20 protein-coding genes are annotated in these 21,124 nt (G+C 67.5%); 3 read left to right on the top strand and 17 right to left on the bottom strand.

All coding sequences use genetic code 11. The features are described from left to right. Window positions 1-30: 30 nt before the first annotated feature. Both ACAM55_RS20510 and dksA read right to left on the bottom strand, forming a co-directional pair. A complete protein-coding gene (locus ACAM55_RS20510) occupies window positions 31-1,731 on the bottom strand; it encodes an STAS domain-containing protein (RefSeq protein WP_369653293.1) in 1,701 nt (566 codons plus the stop codon). A 48-nt stretch (window positions 1,732-1,779) separates the two neighbouring features. Further along, window positions 1,780-2,403 (bottom strand): RNA polymerase-binding protein DksA, encoded by a 624-nt coding sequence (dksA, locus tag ACAM55_RS20515; protein ID WP_369653294.1) that lies wholly within the window; start codon window positions 2,401-2,403, stop codon window positions 1,780-1,782. A gap of 13 nt (window positions 2,404-2,416) precedes the next feature. Here dksA and ACAM55_RS20520 point away from each other — a divergent pair, with 13 nt between their 5' ends. Both ACAM55_RS20520 and ACAM55_RS20525 read left to right on the top strand, forming a co-directional pair. Further along, entirely contained in the window at window positions 2,417-2,893 is a 477-nt protein-coding gene (locus ACAM55_RS20520) for a hypothetical protein (RefSeq protein ID WP_369653295.1), read from the top strand. 265 nt (window positions 2,894-3,158) lie between these two features. Then, window positions 3,159-4,628 (top strand): YdgA family protein, encoded by a 1,470-nt coding sequence (locus tag ACAM55_RS20525; RefSeq protein ID WP_369653296.1) that lies wholly within the window; start codon window positions 3,159-3,161, stop codon window positions 4,626-4,628. 48 nt (window positions 4,629-4,676) lie between these two features. On the opposite strand, the gene ACAM55_RS20530 is transcribed toward ACAM55_RS20525, so the two are convergent. The 8 genes from ACAM55_RS20530 to ACAM55_RS20565 all read right to left on the bottom strand — a co-directional run bounded on the left by ACAM55_RS20530 (window position 4,677) and on the right by ACAM55_RS20565 (window position 11,308). Beyond that, window positions 4,677-5,723: a GTP-binding protein gene (locus ACAM55_RS20530; RefSeq protein ID WP_369653297.1), complete on the bottom strand. Its 1,047-nt coding sequence runs from the start codon at window positions 5,721-5,723 to the stop codon at window positions 4,677-4,679. Window positions 5,724-5,806: 83 nt separating this feature from the next. Continuing rightward, window positions 5,807-7,027, bottom strand: coding sequence for a class I SAM-dependent rRNA methyltransferase (locus ACAM55_RS20535; RefSeq protein ID WP_369653298.1), 1,221 nt, complete (start codon window positions 7,025-7,027; stop codon window positions 5,807-5,809). Beyond that, entirely contained in the window at window positions 7,024-8,049 is a 1,026-nt protein-coding gene (locus tag ACAM55_RS20540) for a tyrosine recombinase XerC (protein WP_369653299.1), read from the bottom strand. Before ACAM55_RS20540 ends, ACAM55_RS20535 begins: the two co-directional genes overlap by 4 nt. Next, window positions 8,033-8,668, bottom strand: a complete 636-nt coding sequence (locus ACAM55_RS20545; RefSeq protein ID WP_369653300.1) for a YdcF family protein — start codon at window positions 8,666-8,668, stop codon at window positions 8,033-8,035. Before ACAM55_RS20545 ends, ACAM55_RS20540 begins: the two co-directional genes overlap by 17 nt. Then, entirely contained in the window at window positions 8,665-9,363 is a 699-nt protein-coding gene (locus tag ACAM55_RS20550) for a DUF484 family protein (RefSeq protein WP_369653301.1), read from the bottom strand. Before ACAM55_RS20550 ends, ACAM55_RS20545 begins: the two co-directional genes overlap by 4 nt. Beyond that, the gene (gene dapF / locus ACAM55_RS20555; RefSeq protein ID WP_369653302.1) at window positions 9,360-10,244 is read right to left on the bottom strand and encodes a diaminopimelate epimerase; all 885 of its coding nucleotides are present in this window, start codon (window positions 10,242-10,244) and stop codon (window positions 9,360-9,362) included. Before dapF ends, ACAM55_RS20550 begins: the two co-directional genes overlap by 4 nt. A 7-nt stretch (window positions 10,245-10,251) precedes the next feature. Further along, the gene (locus ACAM55_RS20560; protein WP_369653303.1) at window positions 10,252-10,911 is read right to left on the bottom strand and encodes a 2-hydroxychromene-2-carboxylate isomerase; all 660 of its coding nucleotides are present in this window, start codon (window positions 10,909-10,911) and stop codon (window positions 10,252-10,254) included. A 22-nt stretch (window positions 10,912-10,933) separates the two neighbouring features. Further along, entirely contained in the window at window positions 10,934-11,308 is a 375-nt protein-coding gene (locus tag ACAM55_RS20565; protein ID WP_369653304.1) for an I78 family peptidase inhibitor, read from the bottom strand. 231 nt (window positions 11,309-11,539) lie between these two features. Here ACAM55_RS20565 and ACAM55_RS20570 point away from each other — a divergent pair, with 231 nt between their 5' ends. Beyond that, on the top strand, window positions 11,540-12,106 hold the full coding sequence (locus ACAM55_RS20570) for a hypothetical protein (protein WP_369653305.1): 567 nt from the start codon (window positions 11,540-11,542) through the stop codon (window positions 12,104-12,106). A gap of 16 nt (window positions 12,107-12,122) precedes the next feature. On the opposite strand, the gene ACAM55_RS20575 is transcribed toward ACAM55_RS20570, so the two are convergent. The 7 genes from ACAM55_RS20575 to ACAM55_RS20605 form a co-directional block, all read right to left on the bottom strand. After that, entirely contained in the window at window positions 12,123-12,413 is a 291-nt protein-coding gene (locus ACAM55_RS20575; RefSeq protein WP_369653306.1) for a putative quinol monooxygenase, read from the bottom strand. 136 nt (window positions 12,414-12,549) lie between these two features. Beyond that, window positions 12,550-13,494 (bottom strand): AraC family transcriptional regulator N-terminal domain-containing protein, encoded by a 945-nt coding sequence (locus ACAM55_RS20580; RefSeq protein ID WP_369653307.1) that lies wholly within the window; start codon window positions 13,492-13,494, stop codon window positions 12,550-12,552. Between the two features lie 207 nt (window positions 13,495-13,701). Further along, on the bottom strand, window positions 13,702-16,053 hold the full coding sequence (locus ACAM55_RS20585; protein ID WP_369653308.1) for a phosphocholine-specific phospholipase C: 2,352 nt from the start codon (window positions 16,051-16,053) through the stop codon (window positions 13,702-13,704). A gap of 77 nt (window positions 16,054-16,130) precedes the next feature. After that, window positions 16,131-17,102 carry a diguanylate cyclase gene (locus ACAM55_RS20590; protein ID WP_369656441.1) on the bottom strand — a complete coding sequence of 324 codons (972 nt, stop codon included), beginning with the start codon at window positions 17,100-17,102 and terminating at the stop codon, window positions 16,131-16,133. 62 nt (window positions 17,103-17,164) lie between these two features. Then, window positions 17,165-18,205: a chemotaxis response regulator protein-glutamate methylesterase gene (locus ACAM55_RS20595; RefSeq protein ID WP_369653309.1), complete on the bottom strand. Its 1,041-nt coding sequence runs from the start codon at window positions 18,203-18,205 to the stop codon at window positions 17,165-17,167. Next, complete coding sequence (locus tag ACAM55_RS20600; RefSeq protein WP_369653310.1) at window positions 18,202-20,439, bottom strand: hybrid sensor histidine kinase/response regulator; 2,238 nt, start codon at window positions 20,437-20,439, stop codon at window positions 18,202-18,204. The genes ACAM55_RS20595 and ACAM55_RS20600 overlap by 4 nt, the downstream gene beginning before the upstream one ends. After that, window positions 20,436-21,119: a chemotaxis protein CheW gene (locus ACAM55_RS20605; protein WP_369653311.1), complete on the bottom strand. Its 684-nt coding sequence runs from the start codon at window positions 21,117-21,119 to the stop codon at window positions 20,436-20,438. Before ACAM55_RS20605 ends, ACAM55_RS20600 begins: the two co-directional genes overlap by 4 nt. Window positions 21,120-21,124 lie beyond the last annotated feature (5 nt).

Raw genomic sequence — 21,124 nt, forward strand, 5'->3', positions numbered from 1 at the left:
TGCAACCCCGCGATTTGCTCTGAATTGCGCCTAGTTCTTCCGGACCGCCACGGTCGCGTGGTCGGCAATGCCGACAATGTCGAACAGCGCCGCAATCAGCCGGTGCGCGTCGACGAACTGGACGCGGTCGCCCTGGGCGTCCCGCGCCCGCACCCAGCTCAGCAGCGTGCCGGCGGCGGCTAGGTCCATGCGCAGCAGCGCGGCACACGAGATGACAGGCGCCGTCGTGTTGCGCAGGTCGGTGTCGAGCCGCTGCAGGCTCGAATGCGTTTCACCGCGCAGGTCGCCGGCCAGCGCCGCAAAGCCGCTGTCGGTGGACGGAAAGCTCTCCGATTCGCCGTTGACCGACAACAGCGACCACACGGAGCCGGAGCCCGAGCGGCTTCCCTCAGGAGCGGCCAGCAAGGCGCATTCCCCCTTCGGGTCTGCCCAGGCGGGCGGCGAGACTTCGTAGGTGATGCAGTAGTTGAGCGCCACCAGCTCGAAATCGTCGGGCATGTTCATCATGCGCAACGCCGCCAGGTGCAGCTGCCACCAGACGTCTTCGGTGCTGCGCTCGCTATTGGGCGTGGCCTCGGCCAGCACGGCCTGCAGCTTGGCGGCGCCCATGAAACGCAGTTGGACCGGTGAATCGGCCCAGTGCGCGAACAGCACGCGCAGCGGCGCAGCGGCATCGCGCTCGATGGCGGCCAGCGCACGCCAGTCGAGCGTCCAGACCGAACCGGCCTTCGAGAGCGCCCGCGTGAGATTCACCAGCCCGTCGCGCGCCAGGCGCGGCGGGCTGGTCCAGTCGGCGCCGACCGGCGCCAATTCAGCGAATTCGCTTGCGGCCACCGCCTTCACGTTGCGCGCCAGTTCGTCGAGCGGCACCCAGTCGGGGCCCATGCGCTTCATGCGTTGCGCATAGCGCATGCGGGCGGCGGCAAAGCGGGTGGCGTCGCCGGTGGCGCGATACAGGTCGAACAAGGCGTGCCAGCGCGCGTCGTCGCGCTCGGTGGTGGCGTGGTCGCTTTCATCCCCGGCTGCCACGCTCTCCGAAGCCAGCGCCTGCAGAAGAATGGCCTCGGCGCCGGCATCGTCGCCGTGCGAGAAGCGGATCACCGCCTCTTCGAGTGCGCCGTCTCGCGCCAGCCGCGCCGAAAGCAGCGACGGACCGGTGACCACGGTGCTGGCAGGCACGGCAGGGGCGGGAGCCGAAGCAGGTGCCGCAGCGGCAGCGGGCACAGGCGTGGATGCTGGCGCAGGCGCGGCACGGCCCGAGGGCGCCCCGAGCAAGCTGGCCAGCTCGGCCGCATTCACCGGCGGCGGCAGGGTTTCGGCGCCAGCGTCCGGAGGCGCATTGGTCAGCACCTCGCCGTTGGGGCCACGGCCCTTCCACCACTGCTGCGACATCTGCTCTTCGATCTCGTCGATCTTCTTGAGCGTGAGTGCGCGGCCCTCCGATTTTTCGGTGGTGGTGTTCAGGTTGAAGGAAGACGGCGTGACCGTTCCTTCGAAGGCGTGGGCGGCCGCTTCACGCTGCCGCAGCTTGCGCAGCATGTCGAACTCGCGCCGGCGAACGAAATCGTTGCGCTGGCGCCGCTCGATCATCTCCTTGAGCATTTCCCGGCTGTAGGCCTGGTCAGGCAGCGTGGAATCGGCGGTCGTATTCAGCTCCGACCAATCCTTGAGCGGATTGCGGACGAACTTTGCCACCTTGGAAAACAGGCGGCCCGACTCTTCCTTTGGCATCGACAAAAACTTCGAGGCGATCAGGTTCTCTCTTCTTGTGTTGCCGGCTCAGTCCCCGAACATCTTCTGCTTGAGTTCGCGGCGCTGCTGCGCTTCGAGCGACAGCGTGGCGGTGGGTCGAGCCAGCAGGCGGCCGACACCGATGGGCTCGCCGGTTTCGTCGCAGTAGCCGTAGTCGCCGGCGTCGATGCGCTGGATCGACTGCTCGATCTTCTTCAGCAGCTTGCGCTCACGGTCGCGCGTGCGCAGTTCGAGCGCGTGCTCTTCCTCGATGGTGGCGCGGTCGGCCGGATCGGGCACCACCACGGTGTCTTCACGCAGGTGCTCGGTGGTTTCACCGGCGTTCTCGAGGATGCCGCGCTTGAGCTCGACCAGCTTCAGGCGGAAGAACGCCATCTGCTTTTCGTTCATGTACTCGGTGTCGGGCATCGCGATGACTTCGGCGTCGGTCAACTCTTCAACCGACTTGGTTTTCCAGTTGTTGGCGAGCTTCGGGTCTTTTTTCACCGCCACGGGGGGCGGCGGCACCAACGCATTGGAAGGCGCCTGCGAGAACGAAGACTTGGCAGCGGTGGAAGCCACCGATTGCGGCATGGAAGGCACGGTCAGCTGCGACAGCCGGGACACGCGGCCACCTCGCGCGGGCGCGGGTGCAGCGGTCTGAGCGGGCATCGAAGGTGTCGCCGTGGCGGAAGAAGAGGCGGCAGCCGTTTTTTTCATTGGGATCGGAGGGGCAGAAGGGACGGCAGCAGTGCGGCCGACGGTTTTGGATGGCGGTAGACCCGCAACTGCAGTTTTGGTTGCACTCTTGGCCGGGGCGGATGCCACCGGCGTCGCAACGGACTTTGCAGGCTTGACGGGCTTTGCAACGGTCGCGGCCTTGGCCGATGGCGTTGCTGGCTTCTTTGGAGCGCTTTTTTCTTTCGTGGCCGGAGCTTTTGCAGCGGAAGAGGTTTTTTTCGCCGCGGGTACAGCCGGCTTTGCAGCCACCGCTTTCTTAGCGGCGGGCTTGGTTGCTGGCGTGGCCTTGGCGGCGGGTTTCTTCACGGTGACTGGCTCCTTGAACGAACTGGAACGCGCTTTCACTGGGTGTCTCCTCCCAAGGGAGCCTTTTGCGGGTTTCAAGCCGCCTGGGCTCCACTCGTCGGAGTGCTCGCAGTGACGAACCCCGGGGTTATACCCCCGAAAGCCCGCCAGAAACGTGCGGCGCCCCGTGCCGTAAGCCACATCCCGTCGTTCGGACGAGGGCGTGGCTGCCGGAACAGGCGCGCGATTGTATAGAGAACTCGAAATGAAGGGGGATGTGCCTGCAACCGGGCCGCCTCCGGTAGCATCGCCAGCGTTGCCGGAGGGGGCAACGAAGGCCCGCCAAAGCCGCCGAGGGACGGTGCGGGTCGACCAACAATTCATACAAAAGAGAAGAAATCGTGAGCAATAAAGCAGTTTTGGGCGCGCTGGCAGCCGCCATTGCGCTTGCCTATGGCGGCAGCACGTGGTGGGCCGGCACAAAAATAAAGTCCAGCTACGACACCGCGCTGGACGAGTTGCCGAAGCAGACCGCCCTGGTGCGCGTGGTCAACCGCAGCTACGAACGGGGCTTCTTCGGCGCAGTCAGCACCGTGACGCTCGAACTCGGCTGCGCAGCCGATGCCGCGGCACAGGTGCCCGCCGTCAAGCCCGCCGAGGGTGACGACGAAGAGGACGAGGCCACCGCGCCGTTCAAGCCCGTGCGGTTCACCTTCCGCGACACCATCCGCCATGGCCCGATTGCCGGCGGCACGCTGGCCGCGGCCACCATCGAGAGCGAACTGGTGCTCGACGTGAAAGGCCAGGCCAAGGCAGAACAGCTCTTCGGCAAGGCCAAGCCGCTGACGGCACACACCAAGGTGGCCTTCGACGGCGGCTACACCAGCGACCTGACCGTGGCGCCGGCCAAGGTGACCGACGAGGGCAAGGCCCAGTTCACCTGGCAGGGCGCGCAAGCCCGAATCGAGGTGAACGGTGCCCGCACCCAGGTGCACTACGACCTGACCATGCCCGGGCTGAACGTCAACGACCTGCGCACCGGTGCCACCATGAAAATGGGCAAGCTGACCGGCAAGGCCGACATGGACAACAGCGCGGGCTGGATCCTGGCCACCGGCAAGACCGAAGGCCGGCTCGAAAGCTTCGAGTTTGCCGCCCCCAAGGGCCTGGGCACCGCCGAAGGCGCCGGGGGCAAGGCCCTGCCGACCGTGCTGTTGCAGAACATCGACATGCTTGCCGATGCCAGCATCAAGGACGGGCTCTACGCATCGACCGGCACGATCAAGGGTGCCGGCAAGATCGGCGAAACCAAGATCGACAAGTTCGAGATGAGCAGCGGCGGGCGCCGCATCCACGCCGCCGGCTACAAGAAGCTGGCCGATGCCTGGCTGCAGTCGAGCGCCATCAACGGCTGCGGCAAGGGTGGCGGCAAGGCCTCGCAAGCCGCCATGCAGAAGCTGATGGACCAGCTGGCGCCCGACCTCAAGGCCATGGCCAAGTACAACCCCGAGATCGGCCTGGAAAAGATGCTGGTCGAAATCGGCGGCAAGCGCGGCGAGATCAGCTACACGGCCGGCATGGTCGGCGTGACCGACGAAGACCTGCAGTCGCCGGGCATGGCGCTGCTGATGAAGCGCGGCGTGCTGAAGGCCAATGCGCGCCTGCCGATGCAATGGCTGGAGCAGATTGCCGCCACCGGCGCCGAGAGCGGCCAGACGCCGCCGCCCGAGATGGTGGCGGGGCTGGTCGAGCAAGGCGAGGGAATGGGCTTCGTCAAGCGCGACGGCACCGACGTCACGAGCCAGGTCGAATACAGCGAAGGCAGCCTGAAGATCAACGGCAAGCCGCTGGGCGGCATGGGCGGCAAGTAAGCCCCTCCCTCCCCCTTCCCCCGGCGGGGGAAGGAGCAAGTCAGGGCCTCAGACCAGGCACTGCTCGAGACCCTGCTCGAGGATTTCGCGCGGCAGCTCGATGCCGATGAACACCATGCGGCTCTGGCGATCTTCGTCCTTGCCCCACTCGGGGCCCAGGTCGCTGCCCATCAGCTGGTGCACGCCCTGGAAGATCACCTTGCGCTCGGTGCCCTTCATGTTCAGCACGCCCTTGTAGCGCAGCATGCGGGGGCCGTAGATGTTGACGATGGCGCCCAGGAAGTCTTCGAGCTTGGCCGGGTCGAAGGGCCGGTCGGCCTTGTAGACGAAGCTCTTCACATCGTCATCGGTGTGATGATGGTGGCCGTGCCCCTCGTGCTTGTGCGAGGGATGATCGCAATTTTCGCCATGCGCGTGGTCATGATCGTGCGCCTCTTCTTCCTTCAGGAAGTCGGGGTCGATGTCCAGCTTGGCGTTCAGGTTGAAGCCGCGCAGGTCGAAGATGTCCTTCAGCGGCACGTCGCCGAAATGCGCCTTCTGCTGCGGCGCGCGCGGGTTCATGTGCTTCAGGCGGTGAATCAGCGCCTCGGTCTCTTCGGCCGACACCAGCTCGCTCTTGCTGATGAAGATCTGATCGGCAAAGCCCACCTGGCGGCGCGCCTCCTGGCGGTCGTTGAGCTGCTGCGGCGCATGCTTGGCATCGACCAGCGTCAGGATCGAGTCGAGCAGGTAGCTTTCGGCAATCTCGTCGTCCATGAAGAAGGTCTGCGCCACCGGGCCGGGGTCGGCCAGGCCCGTGGTTTCGATCACCACGCGGTCGAAGTCGAGCAGACCCTTGCGCTTCTTGGCGGCCAGAAGCTGCAGGGCTTCGCGCAGGTCTTCGCGGATGGTGCAGCAGACGCAGCCGTTGCTCATCTGCACGATCTGCTCCTTCGACTCGGTCACGAGGATGTCGCTGTCGATGTTCTCTTCGCCGAACTCGTTCTCGATCACCGCGATCTTCTGGCCGTGGGCTTCCGTCAGGATGCGCTTGAGCAGCGTGGTCTTGCCCGAGCCCAGAAAGCCGGTGAGGATGGTGGCGGGAATGAGGGCCATGGTGTGCTCCGAAGGCGGAAAACAGGAAGAAAAAGAATTGGCCGGCAGTTTAGCCAATGCCACTCAGTTGCGTTGGCGCGGGGTCAAGCGGGCTTTCGCACCACCACCAGGCCCTTCAAATATTCGCCCTCCGGAAACTCGATGGTCATCGGGTGGTCGGGGGCTGCTCCCAATCGTTCGCTGATGTAGCCGTCCACTTGGGCGTCGATGCCGGCCGAAGCCACGATCTTGTGAAAAAGGTCGGCGCTGATGCCGCCTGAGCAGGAAAAAGTCAGCAGCACCCCACCGGGCTCCAGCAGCTTGAGCGCGAGGCGGTTGATGTCCTTGTAGGCACGGGCGGCACGCTCGGCATGGGCTGCGGTGGGCGCGAACTTGGGCGGGTCGAGCACGATGGCGTCGAAGGTGCGGCCCTGCTCGATGAACTCGCGCAGCACGGTGTTGACGTTGGCGTCCAGAAACTCGGCCTTCACGCCCGAACCCTCGCCGCCGAAGCCGTTCAGCGCCAGGTGCGCCCTCGCCCGCTCGAGCGCCGGCTGCGACGAATCGACCGACACCAGCTCGGCGCCTTCCACCGCGCCGGCCGCCCGCAGGCCCGCGAGCGCCGCCACGGTGAAGCCGCCGGTGTAGCAAAAGCAGTTGAGCACGCGCCGAAAGCGCCGATGCTGCGCCAGCTCGGCAAAGCGTTGGCGGCTGTCGCGCTGGTCGAGGTAGAAGCCGGTCTTGTGGCCCGTTGCAATGTCGAGCGAGAGCTTCCAGCCGTGCTCGCGAATCGTGATTTCGGTGGCGCCCTCCCCGCGCAGCCAGCCCGTGACGGGCTTCAGGCCCTCGCGCTCGCGGCCGCTGGCGTCGGAGCGCTCGTAGAGCTTCTGCAGGCCCGTCGCCGCGAGCAGCGCATCGGCAATGGCGGCCTTCCAGCGCTCGACGCCGGCCGACAGGAACTGCGCCACCAGCGTGTCGCCATAGCGATCGACGATCAGGCCCGGGAGCCCATCGGCCTCGCCGTGGATCAGCCGGACACCGTCGCTCTGCAGGTCGAAAAGCGACCGGGCCGCCACCGCGCGGGCACACACCGAGGCAAGAAAGGCCGCGTCGATGCGCTGCGTTTCGACAAAGCTCCAGGCCCGCGCGCGGATCTTGGAAACCGGGCTGAACGCAGCCCAGGCCAGGAAGGCGCCGTCATGGGATTCGACGCGCACCGTCTCGCCCGAATCCGCGCCGCCCCGTGCAATGGCGGATTCGAAGATCCAGGGGTGGCGGCGCTGCAGCGAGCGCTCTTTGCCGGGCTTGAGGCGGAGGGTTTTCATTGTTTGTTGTCGCTGTCTTTTTTTGGCTTGGCCCGCGCGTTCTCGGGGCGCGCCTGCGCGCGCGGATGTGCCGCGTCATAGGCCTTGGCCAGGTGCTGGAAATCCAGCCGGGTATAGATCTGTGTGGTGGAGATGTTGGCGTGACCCAGCAGTTCCTGCACGGCGCGCAGGTCGCTGCTCGACTGGAGCACGTGGCTCGCAAACGAGTGCCGCAGCATGTGCGGATGCACCGGCGCCGCCAGGCCGGCCTTGAGGCTGCGCTCGCGCAACAGCTTCCACACCGCTTGCGACGACATCCGCACGCCCTTGCTGCTGATGAAGAGCGCCGCCGCGCCCGCGGGGTCGCGCAGGCCGGCCGTTGCCAGCGCCGGACATTCGCCGCGCACCGCGAGCCAGTCGCGCAGCGCTTCGGCCGCCTTGCCGCCGACCGGCACCAGCCGTCGCTTGCTGCCCTTGCCGAGCACGTTGGCTTCCAGTGCGTCGAGATCGACCCAGCCGCGGGCCGTGTTGCTGGCTTGCGCGTCGAGGCCGGTGAGCTCGCTCACGCGCAGGCCGCAGCCGTAGAGCACTTCGACGATCGCGCCGTCGCGCGCCTCGGTCCAGGGGGCGGCCTCGGGGTCGTACATTTCGGCGAGCCGCACCGCGTCGTCGACCGCCAGCGCCTTGGGCAGCGGCCGCGCGGCCTTGGGCGCATGCACGTCCTTCACCGGGTTGAAGCCCACCAGCCCTTCGTTGCCGAGCCAGCGGTAGAAGCTGCGCCAGCAAGACAGCACCAGCGCAATGCCGCGCGGCTCGCGCCCGGCGCCGTGCAGTTGCGCCATCCAGCGCCGGATGTGCGCCGTTTGCACGCGGTCGAGCGAAAGCCCGGCCGCCGCGGCGTTGGCCGCGAGCGCCTGGAGGTGGATGGCATAGAGCTCGACCGTGCGCGCCGCCAGCCGGCGCTCCACGCGCACGTGCTCCAGGTAATTCTCGACCCAGGGCGACGTGGCGGCCGTTTCCGCCGTGTCAGTAGAGGTAGCCATTGAATGCATTGTTCACGACAGCCAGCGGCTCGCGCAACGCGCCCTTGAAAACCATGCCCCAGCGGCGCCAGCAGCTCGTGTCGGCAGCCGCATACTGAACGTCGAATTCCCTGTCGAAACCGCTGGCCCGCACCAGGCGCTCCACCCGCCACAGGTGGTAGGGCTCCGACACCACGATGACGGCGCGCACGCCCGCCGCCTTCAGCATCGGGCTGGACATCGCCAGGTTCAGGCGCGTCGACGTGGAGGCCGGCTCCAGCAGCAGCGGACCGGCATAGCCCTGGGCACGCGCATGGCGCTCCATCACCTCGGCTTCGATGCGGCCGTCTTCCTTGTCGACGCCGCCCGACAGCACCAGCTGCTTCACGCGGCCCGCGTTGGCCAGCGCAATGCCGGTGTCGACCCGGCCCGTGAGACACGGGTTGGGCTTGCCCTTGAGGTAGGCGCGGTTGCCCAGGATGAGCGCCGCATCGGCCGGCTTTTGCGGTGGATTGGCAAGCGCCTCGTCCGCATGCCGCCAGATGACAGCGGCAAGGGCCACATAGGCCAGCAGACCCCCAACCAGCACCGTCCACAGCACGGGCCGCGCGGCCCGCCAGGACCGGCGCTGGCCGCTCAAGGCCGCAGCCGCGACAGCGCGCCCGAGGCCAGTTCGGCAATGCGCTCGAGAAAGTCGGTGCCCATTTCAGCGTTGAAGCGCTGCGCGTCCGGCGAGGCCAGCACCAGCAGGCCGAAGGCCGGCGACTCGGCATCGGGCCGCAGCGGAATCAGCGCAATCGACGCGGCGCCGGCCGGCTCGGGCAGCCAGTTGGCCGCCTCGAAGCCCGAATTCAGCCCGCAATAAGGCGAAGTGAGCGAGGTGGCCAGCGCCTTCACGTCGTCGCTCACCCACTGGGCATAGGCCTCGTTGAGGTAGTCGGCCCCGCAGTCCCACACCTTGATGGCCGTCTGCGGCACCAGGAACAGCGACTGCAGGTCGACCGCGATGCGGTACGGCAGGCTGCGCGGGTCGCGCGTGGTCAAGAGGCCGCGGGTCCAGCGCTGCAGCCGGTCGGCAATGACCACGTTCTCGGTGCCGTGGCGCACCATGTCCATCAGCCGATGCTCCAGCGCTTTGATCTTCTCGCGCAGCATCTCGGCCTGCCGTTCTTGCAGGCTGACGGCGCGGTTGCCGTGCGGGCTGGTGAGCTGCACCTGTGCCAGCAGCTGTGCGTGCCGCTCGAAAAAGTCGGGCGTGTTCGCCAGGTAGTTGGCGATGTCGTCTTCGGTGATCGGGTTCATGGCGTCGTCTTTGTTGTTTCTGATGTGGGTCATGGCAGCTCGGGCACCTCGATGTCTCCCTCGAAAACCGTGGTGGCCGGCCCGGTCATGAGCACCGGGTTCCCCTCGCCCTCCCAGCCAATGGTGAGCACGCCGCCGTGCGTCTGCACATCGACCCGGCTTTCCAGCAAGCCGAGCCGGATGCCCGCCACCACCGCCGCGCAGGCGCCGGTGCCGCAGGCCAGCGTTTCGCCGGCGCCGCGCTCGAACACCCGCAGCTTGACGTGCGTGCGGTCGACCACCTGCATGAAGCCGGCATTCACCCGCTGCGGAAAGCGCGGATGGTGCTCGATCTGCGGGCCCTGCCGGGCCACAGGCGCGGTGTCGACGTTGTCGACCACCTGCACCGCGTGCGGATTGCCCATCGACAGCACCGCCACGGAAACAATGGCTGAATCGGCATGCGTGCCAAGCGCCAGGTGCCAGGTGTGCCACGACCCCGTGGGCTGCGGATCGAGCCCCGCGGTGTCGAAGGGTACGCGGGCCGGCTCGAAGATCGGTGGGCCCATGTCGACCGTGACCCGGCCGTCTTCGCCCATGCGTGGCTCGATGATGCCGGCCAGCGTTTCGACGCGCACAGTCTCCTTCTCGGTCAGGTGGTGCTCGCGCACGAAGCGCATGAAGCAGCGCGCGCCATTGCCGCACTGCTCCACCTCGCCGCCATCGGCGTTGTGGATCACGTACTGAAAGTCGACGCCCTCGGCCGCGTCCTTGGAAGGAGGCCGCACCGTGAGGATCTGGTCGGCGCCGACACCGAAGTGACGGTCGGCCAGAAAGCGGTATTGCGCGGCCGTGAGGCCCAGCGAGCCGCGCGTTTCGTCGAGCACGACAAAATCGTTGCCGGCCCCCTGCATCTTGGTAAAGCGAATTCGCATGGCCGGATTATCCGCCGCGGGATTGGCGCAGCCGGTCCAAGGCCCTGTCGAGAAAAGCCAGCCGGTCCTGGCCCCAGAAACGTTCGCCATTCAGGATGAACGTGGGCGCGCCGAACACGCCGGCCTCGATGGCCTCCGCGCTGTTGGCGCGATACACCGCCAGCGTCTCGGCCGCCTGCTCCAGCGCCTGCAGCGAGGCGCCGTCATAGCCGTTTTCTTCGGCCACCGCGATGCGGACCTGGGCCTCGGAGGTGTCGCGTTCTTCGGCCCACAGCGCGCGCAGCAGCGCATGCGAGAGCGGCTGCGCATCGAGCCCCTGCAGCTGGGCGGCAATCACCATCCAGCCCGGGTACTTGTTCCAGTCCGGATCGACCGGGGCGCCCTTGGGGTAGTGGGCGGGCTCCAGGTTCAGCGGCATGCCCAGGTAATCGCGCCAGCGCGCCAGTTCGAGCGCGTGGTACGTGCGGCGCGGCTCGGGCCGCGTCTTCAGCGGAATGCCGCCCGTCTGCGGCACCACCGCTTGAAAGTCATAAGGCTTGAGCGCGAGCCGCACATGGTGGCGGCGCACGATGTCTTGCAGCTGAGGGCCGCCCAGGTAGGCCCAGGGCGAGGAAAGGCTGTAGTAGCAGTCGAGCGCGATGCGGGTGGAGGTGGTCGTCTTCGTCATCACGGAATTATTGTTAATAACGTCAGCCGCAGCGAGCACCGGTTATTCGGCCCTGGGGATCGACGTCGACAGTGAGCCGCCCCGGATCGGCCGGTGCCGGCAATGGCGTGCCGACCGGCGCGGTGCGCGCGGACCTGGAGCCGGTGCGGGTGCGCATTTGCTCCAGCAGCAGGGAATCGAGGGCCTGGCCAAGCGCATAGCGCGCCTGCGCGGCCTGGCAGGCTTCCTCTCTGGGCACGTTCACGAAGACCGGCGGCGGAGGCGCCTCGGAAGTGAGGGGGCGGAATTGGGGCCTCGTTTCGCAGCCGGCCGTGAAGAGCGACGCGGCGCAAAGGGCCGCTGCCATGACGCTGCGCGCATGCGCGAAGATGAAACCGGATTGCTGGCTGATGCGCATGGCGTCTTTCCTCCTTGTCGGCAGATGCAGGCATCGTAGCGCTGCATTTCGCGATGCTCAGGCACGCAACCATCGCTTTCGTGCATCGTTGGCACGTGGCGACGGTTTCTTGGCCGCATGTTCGTGCGGCCTGCCGGCCTATGTCTCAAACACCCCCCCAACGGCATATAGCCGCGGCGGGCCGGGCTCGCCAGACTTCCGGCCTGTCTTATTCACTCTGGAGCCTTTCGCATGACGCTCAAGTCAGACATCGTCAACTTCCTGAAGCGCGACACCACCATTCCCCGGCTGAATTTCGCCTTCAAGTCGTTCAAGGTGTACCCAAGTGCCTACCAGAACGACGTGGCCGATGCGATCAACAGCGAGGCCATCAAGCTTGGCGGTGCCGTGAAATCGGGCGCTGGCGCCAGCTACTACATGGGGTTCGACACGCTCGATCTCAGGCCCGGCTTCTCGATCTCGAATTCCAGCGACCAGGCCTATCTGGTGCACGAATGCACGCACGCCCACCTGGACATCCAGAACACCGGCGTCCATTCGAGCCACGAGGACGAAGCTGCGGCCTACATTGCCGAAGCCATGTACCTCGAAGCATTGGGAAAGCCGCCCCTCGGGTCGCAACCCATTCGAACCATTGCGCAAGGCATCGCCAAGGGCCTGCTGGCGGGCGGCTACGCCGTCGGAGGAGCCGATGTCATTGTCTTGACTGCGGTCATCGCAGCCCACCCGATCTACAAGGAACCCACCTACGACAGCAATGGGTTTCGCCGCAATTTCCTAAAGAACTGGATCCGGTGACGCGCCTGCCACCGGCTCAAAGCTCCGTGCAATAGCAACTGACAGGCGCGCAAGCCAGCTGCGCCGCCAGCGCATCCCAAGCCCCCGACGCCACCGCGCCCGCGATATGCGCCTGATGATGGCCCCGCGATTCCCACGACTCGACCAGCGTGAACACGCAGGCGTTGTCGCTGCGCCCGAACAGCTGCACGCCCCGGCAGCCATCCGCCGACGGCAGAGACCGCTTGACCTGATGCATGAGCTCGGCGAAGGCAGAGGCGCCCTCGGGCTTGGCTTCGAAAGTGATGATGACGTTGATGGGGTCCATGAAAATTTCGCCGTTGGCTTCAAAAGAAAAAGGAAGCAGGCAGGTTAGCCAGCGCCCTCCCCCGCGCCAAGGCGCGAAGCTGCGAACAAATTGATCATGGCTGCGAAGAAGAATCAAGAATGCAGCCGCGCCGGCATCAGCCCGACTGCACGCGCCGCACGTACTCCGCGGGCGTTGCCTCGAACCGCCTGCGGAACGCGCGGTTGAAATGCGCCGCGCTCTCGAATCCCACCTTCGCGGCCGCATCGCCGGGACGCAGCCCGGCGCCCAGCATCAGCACGCGCGCCTCTTCCAGGCGCAGGTCGCGGATGCAACGCATCGGCGTGACCCCGGCCACCTCGCGAAAACTGTGCGCGAAGTGCGAAGGGCTCATGTGCACGTGGCTGGCGATCTCGGCCACCGACAGCGGCCGGCCCAGATGGCGGCGCATGAAGGCAATGGCCGTTTGTATGCGTGCTCCGGCCTTCGTGACCGCGCCCGCGCTGCGAATGGCGGCCGCCGCCTCGGAGCGCAGCAGCCGCAGCACGATCTCTTCGACGGCCAGCGGCGCGAGCGTGCGGCGGTCCACTGGGTCGTCGACCGCCAGCAGCAGGCGGGCGAAGGCCTCGACCACCTCCGGCCCCACCGAGGCGGTGAAGGTCTCGGTCACGCGTGCGGGCTCGGCCAGCGTACCGCTTTCCGCCAGCGCGACGAAAGACTTGACCAGCACGTCGGGCGGCAGATCGAGATGAATGGCGAGGTACGGCGCTTCGGCGCTCGCCCCGACGACCGTGCCGAGGCACGCGGCCTCGGCCCCGAGCACCAGGCACTGCGTGGCGCCGTAGTCGAGCGAGCGACGGTCGCCACCGAGGTGCGCGGTCTTGCGGCCCTGCAGGACCACCACCACGCCCGGCGTGAGGCGCTGGGTTTTCTCGTAGCGGATCGGGCGCGAGAACCGGTAGCAGCGCAGGCCCGGGTACAGCGCGTCGGTGCGGCCGTCCGCAGGGGTACGCGCCGCGACCATGTCGCGCAGGCGGGCCCAGGCGGTGGGAACGGCGGCCTCGTCGGGCCTGGTGTTGTCGGCAACCTGCGGAGCGGGCATCGGCTTGTCGTGGAGAAGAAAGCGGGATGCGCAGGGTAGCCGGTCGGCGGGCGCCCGCTGGCGGGGTGCGCTGTTGTTGGCGCTATGGGGCGCTGAAGGTGTTCCGTTGCAGCGCGCCGGTTTGACCTACCCGACGACTCGTACCCAGACCGATATTCCGTCGTTCACCGACGCCATCGCCAAGCTGTTGCCGTAGCCCCGGCTTCGTCAGAAGCGGTCAGGCAGCCCCATGGCCGGATCACTCACCGAGTGCCGGCCGGTCTCGATGCGGCCGGCAAAGCGCCGGTAGAAAGACGCGTCGGCATCGCAGGTGACCACGAAGTCGTACCACTGGCCGCTGGCATCCAGGCTCCAGCGCATGTGGGTGTCGCCGCCGCCCTTGACGCGCACGCTCCATGAGCCGTCGGGGTTGTTGCCGTACACGCCCTTGTCTTCGTTGGCCTGCTCGTTGTTGCCGTTGCGGTCCCTGCCACCGGCCTGGAAGGCGTCGGGGCGCGGATAGGCCCTGTTCGACTGCACGGTGAAGCGGCAATCGCGCTGGCCGTCGTTGCGCATCTGCAAATAGACGTCGCCGCGACGCGAGTCGTAGGCGACCCGAATTTCGGGCGCGGGCGCACCTCCGGCGCGCAGCCGGTTCAGGTCGCCCTTGAACTGGCGGTGAAAGCCGTTGGGGCCGAGCACCCACAGGTCGTACAGCCCGGCGTTGTCGGTCATGGCGCTCCAATAGCCGTCGAGTTGCTTGCCGGGCTCGACCGCATAGCGGCGCGGCAGGCGGTCCGCCAGGTTCAGCTTGTCGTAGACGTGGAACACGGCGGCAGCCTTGCCGCTGTTGGCAAACAGCAGCTGCACGCGGCCGTTGAGCGAATCGCTGCGCGCGCTGGCGTGCAGCTCGTAGGGCAGCGCACGCGAGGGGCGCACGCCGGTGGCCTGTGCCGGCAAGGCGGCGTCGGGCGACGGCACGATGCCCGGCAGCGCCTGCTGCGCTGCAGTGAGCGCATCGGCTTCGGCCTTGGTCTTGCGCCCGGCCAGGGCGGGCAGCGGCTCGTCGTTGGGACGCTCGAAGTTGAAGGCGCTGGTCAGGTCGCTGCACACGGCGCGGCGGTATTTGCTGATCTGCGGCTCGGCCACGCCGAAGCACTTTTCCAGGAACATCAGCGTCGAGGTGTGGTCGCAGACTTGCGAGTTGACCCAGCCGCCGCGGCTCCACGGCGAGACCACCCACATCGGCACGCGCGGGCCGGGGCCGTAGGGCCGGCCGTCCATGGCGGGCTGCTTGGGCGTGGCCGGCGTGTAGTTGTGATATTCGACGGCCACGTCGGCCTCGGCCAGCGTGGTGGCGCCGGCCAGCGAGCCGTCGGGGTTGCGCGACGGCACCGCGGGCGAAGGCAGGTGGTCGAAGAAGCCGTCGTTCTCGTCGAAGTTGATGAGCAGCACGGTCTTGCTCCAGACCTCGGGGTTGGAGGTCAGCGCGTCCAGCACTTCCTGCACATACCAGCCGCCCTTGGCCGGGCTCGACGGTCCCGGGTGCTCGCTGTAGGCCGAAGGCGAAATGATCCACGACACCGCGGGCAAGGTGCCGTTGCGGATGTCTTCACGAAAGGTCTCGAGAAAGCCGTACGGCATGGTGTTGCCGAAGCCCTTGGCCAGCGGGCTGAGCGGGTCGTCGATGGCCGCGTCGTAGAAAGGCCCGGCCGCGGTCACCGGCTGCGTGATGTCGGTCGCCGGCACATACACCGGGCGGCGCGCCGCCGGCATCTGCTCGACCGCAGTTCGCCAGTGGCGAAAGCTCATCATCTCGTTGCAGCCGAAGTTGTCGATCAGGCTCTGGTAGACCTTCCATTTCACGCCGGCTTTCTCGAGCCGGTCGGCATAGGTGGTCCAGGTCCAGCCTTCGGTGGAGGCGCCAATGTCGTTGCCGGCGTTGAACTGGTTGTTCAGCACCGCCAGTTGCACCTTGCTGCCGTCGACGGGGCTGGTGCCGTTGGGCCCGTTGGTGCCGCTCCAGTAGAACAGGCGGTTGGCAATGGTGCCGGTGTGCATGCCGCAGTGGTAGTGGTCGCACAGCGTGAAGGCCTCGGCCAGCGCGCGCTGGAACGGCACTTCGGCGGTGTCGTAGTAGCCCATCGACAGCAGGTTCTTCACGTCGGGCCACTTGAACATGCGGCCATGGTCCCAGGCGGCCTGAGAATCGGACCAGCCGTGCGGCGTGCTGCCCGCGCGCTGCGCGTTGCCCTTGGTCTCGTCGAGGCGGTAGGGCGTGTAGGTGCTGGGCGGCGTGGTCTTGGTGTAGGTCTGGTGGAAGATGGTCTTGCCGTTGGGCGCCGGCACGGCAAAGCGGTCGCCATAGCCGCGCACGCCCTTGAAGGTGCCAAAGTAGCTGTCGAAGGAGCGGTTCTCCTGCATCAGCAGCACCACGTGCTTCACGTCCTTGATGGTGCCGGTCTCGTGGTGCGCCGGAATGGCCAGCGCGCGGCGAATGCTCGGGGGAAAGGTCGCCAGCGTGGCGGCGGCGATGCCGGTGCCGGTGGCGCTGTGAAGAAACTTGCGGCGTGTGGTCATGGCGGTGTCCGGTTCCTATCGACGGCCCCCAGCGTACGAAGCGGCTGTGACACCGCGATGTAGCGGCGATGACGCCGTTACGGACCGCCCGCGCCCTCGTACATCGCCTCCTGGTTCTTGCCGGCTCGCTTGGCCTCGTAGAGCGCCTTGTCGGCGGCTTCGATGAGATCGAGAAAGGAGCCGCCGCGCGAAGGAACCATGGATGCGCCACCCACGCTCACCGTCAGGTACCCGGCCACCGAGGAACGGCCATGCACCAGCCCCATGCCCTCCACCGACATGCGAAGCCTCCTGGCCACGGCGAGAGCGCCCTCCTGGGGCGTGGTCCTCATGATGAGCGCGAACTCCTCGCCGCCGAAGCGGGCGACGAGATCGGTCGATCGGCTGACATTCAGTTGCAAGGTGTTCGCCACCTTCTTCAAGACCTCGTCGCCGGCCAGGTGGCCGTAGGTGTCGTTGTATTGCTTGAAGTCGTCGATGTCGATCATGAGCACGGAGAGAGCGCTCTGGTCGCGCAGCGCCCGGCTCCATTCCTCCTGGATGTATTCATCGAAACGGCGCCGGTTGCAGACCCCGGTGAGCCCGTCCGAATGGGTCATTCGCTGCAGCTCGATGTTCTTTTCCATCAACTGCCGCTGGCTCTCGCGCAGTGCACGATAGGCTTCGTCGCGCTCCAGCTGATTCAGGTACGCCCTCGAGTGGTAGCGGATGCGCGCGATCAGTTCGACCTGGCTCGGCAGCTTGACGAGGTAGTCGTTGGCGCCGGCCGCAAAGGCGTCGCCCTTGGCCGCCGGGTCTTCCTTGGTCGACAGCACCACGATCGGTATGTCCGCGGTGGCCGGATTGGCGCGGTACCGGCGAACCAGCGTCAAGCCGTCGATGGTGGGCATGACCAGGTCCTGCAGGATCACCGTCGCCCGGACCTGCTCGGCCACCGCGAGCGCTTCGGCCGGATCGGAGCAGTAGTGGAAATCGATGTTCGGCTGATTCAGCAGCGCGCGCCGCACCGCCTCGCCGACCATCGCCTGGTCGTCCACCAGCAGCACCATGACCCGGTAGGCCTTGCCAGCGGGCGCTCCTGGCACGCCGCCGTCCTGCGATTCGGTTTCGATCATGGTGACCCCCCGGGTTCGGTCTGGGTGGAAAGAACATGGCACAGCTGCGCCGCAATCGCTTCGATCGGAAGCACATCGACCGCGGCATCCATCGCAACCGCCGCCTTGGGCATGCCATAGACGGCACTGCTGGCCTGGTCCTGAGCAATGGTGTAGTGGCCTTTGTCGCGCAAGGCTTTCAGGCCGTGCGCACCGTCGCGCCCCATGCCGGTCAGCAGCACACCGACGACCTCGCCGCGCCACAGCGCGCAGGCACTGTGAAAGAACACGTCGACCGACGGGCGGTACACATAGCTCTGCGGCGCGCGCGTGTAGGCGAGCCGCTCGCGCGCGACCAGCCGCAGATGGTCGTTGGTCGCAGCAAGCAGCACCCTGCCGGGCGATGGCCGATCGCCTTCGCGGGCCAGCTCGACCGGCAGCGCCGAATGCTGCGCCAGCCAGTGCGCCATGCCGGCGGCAAACTGTTCGTCGACATGCTGGACGATGACGATGGCAGCGGGAAAGTCCGCCGGCAGGCCGCGCAGCAGCGTGGCCAGCGCCGCCGGGCCGCCCGCCGACGCGCCGATGGCGACCAGGCGTTCCGGCCGGCGCGCTCCAGGTTCCGCTGCAACCCGCGCGCCGCCGACAGTGGACGGGCTGCGGTCGCCGATCAGCCGGGCGATGATCTCGATCTTTGCCAGCACGGCCGCAGCACCGGCCCGCGGATCATCGTTCCCGATGGCCGGCGCATCGACGACGTCGAGCGCCCCGTGGCCCATCGCCTCGAAGATGCGGGCGGTGTTGGCGCCCATGTCGGCGGTGACGAGCAGGATGGCGCACGGGGTCGCGGACATGATGCGGCGCGTGGCTTCGATGCCGTCCATTTCGGGCATCAGCAGGTCCATGAGGATGAGGTCCGGCTTCAATTCGGCGCAGCGCTGCACGGCCTGCGCGCCGTTCCCGGCCACCCAGACCACGTGGTGCTCCGGCCGCAGCGCCAGCACGCGCCGCAGGGCCTCCACCGCCATCGGCAGGTCGTTGACGATGGCGATCTTCATGCGACGGCCTCGCCGATCAGGTCGACCACCGCCTGGAGCAGCGTCTCGTCGTGAAAGCTGCCCTTGGTCAGGTAGTGGTCGGCGCCGGCCTCCAGTCCGCGGCGGTGATCTTCGGCGCGGTCCTTGTACGACATGATCATGACCGGCAGGGACTTCAGGTTGGGGTTCTTCTTGACCAGGGCCACCAGTTCGATGCCGTCCAGGCGCGGCATGTCGACGTCGGTCACCAGCAGGTCGAAGTGGCCGGTGCGCACGGCGTTCCAGCCGTCCATGCCGTCGACGGCAACCTCGACCTCGTAGCCGTGCTGCGCAAGCAGCTTGCGTTCGAGTTCGCGCACCGTCAGCGAGTCGTCGACCACCAGCACGCGCTTGCGCCTTCTTCCATCGACGGCGGCATGGCCCGGCTGGGCCTGGCTCAGATGGCCGGATGCGATGAGCTTCTGCACGGAGCGGATCATGTCCTCGACGTCGATGATGAGCACCGGCGAGCCGTCTTCCATCAACGCACCGGCACTGATGTCCTTGATCTTGCCCAGGCGCGGATCGAGCGCGTGCACCACGAGCTCACGCTCGCCCAGGAAGCGGTCCACCACCACGCCATAGGTCTCGCCGTGGTCGCCGATGACGACCACCGCCAGGTCGCCGCCGGCGGCCTGGGGCTCCTGCACCTGCAGGATCTGGTGCGCGGTCACGAGCCCGATGCGCCGCCCGTCGACCTCGATGTGCTGCCGGCCTTCGAGCAGTTCGACCTGCCCCGGCGCGACTTTCGAGGCGCGGACGATGCGCGCCAGCGGGAAGGCATAAGGCTCGCCGCCGATGTCCGCAAGCAAGGTGCGCACGACCGAGAGGGTGAGCGGCAATTGCAGCTGAAAACGCGTGCCCTGCCCGGCCTGCGTCGACACGCGCACGCTGCCGCGCACCTGCTTCACCATGTCCTGCACGGCGTCCAGCCCCACGCCACGGCCCGACATGTCGGTGACGCGATTGCTGAGCGTGAAGCCGGGCAGGAACAGGAACTCCAGCAGCTCGGCCTCCGACAGCTCGGCCGCAAGCTCGGCCTTGGTGTGATTGCGCTCGACCACGGCGCGGCGCATCGCGTCGAGGGAGATGCCCCGTCCGTCGTCGGAGACGGAGATTTCGAGCGCCCCGGCGCTGTGGCGCGCTTCGAGCCGGACGACGCCTTCCGCCGGCTTGCCCGCGGCAAGGCGCTGCTCGGGCGACTCGATGCCGTGGTCGATCGCATTGCGCAACAGGTGGCCCAGCGGGGCGTCCAGCCTCTCGAGCACGTCGCGGTCCACCGGCGTCGCGGCACCGACGATCTCGAGCCGGACCTGCTTGCCGAGCGAGCGGCCGAGGTCGCGCAGCATGCGCGGCGTGGCGTGCACACCGTCGGCGAAGGGCCGCATGCGACAGGCCACCGCCTCGTCGTACAGCCGGCGCGACAGGTCCGCCGAGCGCCGCTCGAAAGTCTCCACGTCGGCGAGCCCCTCCGCCAGCAGCTGCTCGCACTCGACGACGCGCCGCTTGATCTCGTGCAGTTCAATCCGGGCGCGCTCTTCCGCAGATGCCGTCGCCGCGGCGTGGTCGTGGAGCGCGTCGAGCCTTTGCACGGCCTCGTGCTGCAGCCGCTTGAGCCGCAGCAGCGAGTCGGCGAAGGGCCGGAGCCAGCGCGCGGCCACCAGCGATTCGCCGGCCAGGCCGAGCAGCCGGTTCAGGTTGTCGGCGCTGACGCGCACGACACGGTCCGGGGCGGTGCCTCCGGGCATGGCGGCAGGCGCCCTCAAAAGGGCCTCCTCCGATGCGGGCTCCACCGCTTCCGGCGCCGGATCGCTCTTGCCGTCGTCCTGCATCGCGATTTCCAGCGCCTGGACGAATGCCTTCACCTGCGGCGAGTCGAGGGGCTCCATCTCCGGGGAATGGGCAAAGCGCGCGAGCAGGTCCACGCCGCCGAGCAGCAGGTCGATGTGGCCCTGGCGCAATCGCAGCCGGCCTTCCTGCGCGGCGACGAAGCAGTCTTCCATGGCGTGGGCCACGCCGACCGCGGCGGCGATGTCGACGATGCGTGCGGCGCCCTTGAGCGAATGGGCGGCGCGCATGCAGGCCTCGAGCTGATCGGCCGCCTCCGGGTCCCGCTCCAGGGCGAGCAGCCCCGCCGTCAGCAAGGGCGCCTGGTTCTCGACCTCGACGCGGAACAGCTCCAGCATCGACAGTTCGCTGAGATCTTGGGCGGTCACGCCAGGCTCCGGTGAAGTGTGTAGAACAGCAATTGCTCGTCGAGCAGGCCCACCGAGTGCTCATGCCACGCGAGGATCGCCTTCGAGTAAGGGGCGGTGGCGCGCGCAACGGTGGCCGGCACCTCCTTCAACGTGGCGGGATCGAAGCGCGCAATGCCGTGCATTTCGTCCACTGCAAAGCCGAGCCGCTGGCCGTCGAGGCCGATCACCACCAGGCGCCGCAATGCCTCGCGCTGGCGCGCGTGTCCGCCCTCCGCAGCGCGCACCAGGCCGAGCATGCTGCCGAGCAGCACGCAGACCAGCAGTTCGCCGCGCACATTGGCCACGCCCTGCACGATGCCTCCGCGCCGCCCGGGCAGCGAATGGATCGCAGGCAGGGCCGCAACTTCCAGCAAGACCTGCGTCGGCAGGGCCAGCCATTCGGTCCCGATGCGAAAGACGATCGCCGAGTCCACATCGGCCTGGCCGGCCTTGGGGGCCTGTGCCATGTGGCGTGTGCACTCGGCGAGGTACTCGGGCGGCGCCTCCCGATCCAGCAGGGCCAGCGCGGCGGCGCCATGGACGGGACACCGGTTGCAGTGCACGTGCTGCTTGAGTTGCGGGCAGGTGCCATCGCCCTGCACGCCGATGCGATTCCAGCAATCGTCGATGGCGGCATGCCCGGAGCCTTCAGCAAGCATCGGTG

Source organism: Variovorax sp. V213, assembly GCF_041154455.1.
Lineage (GTDB): Bacteria > Pseudomonadota > Gammaproteobacteria > Burkholderiales > Burkholderiaceae_C > Variovorax.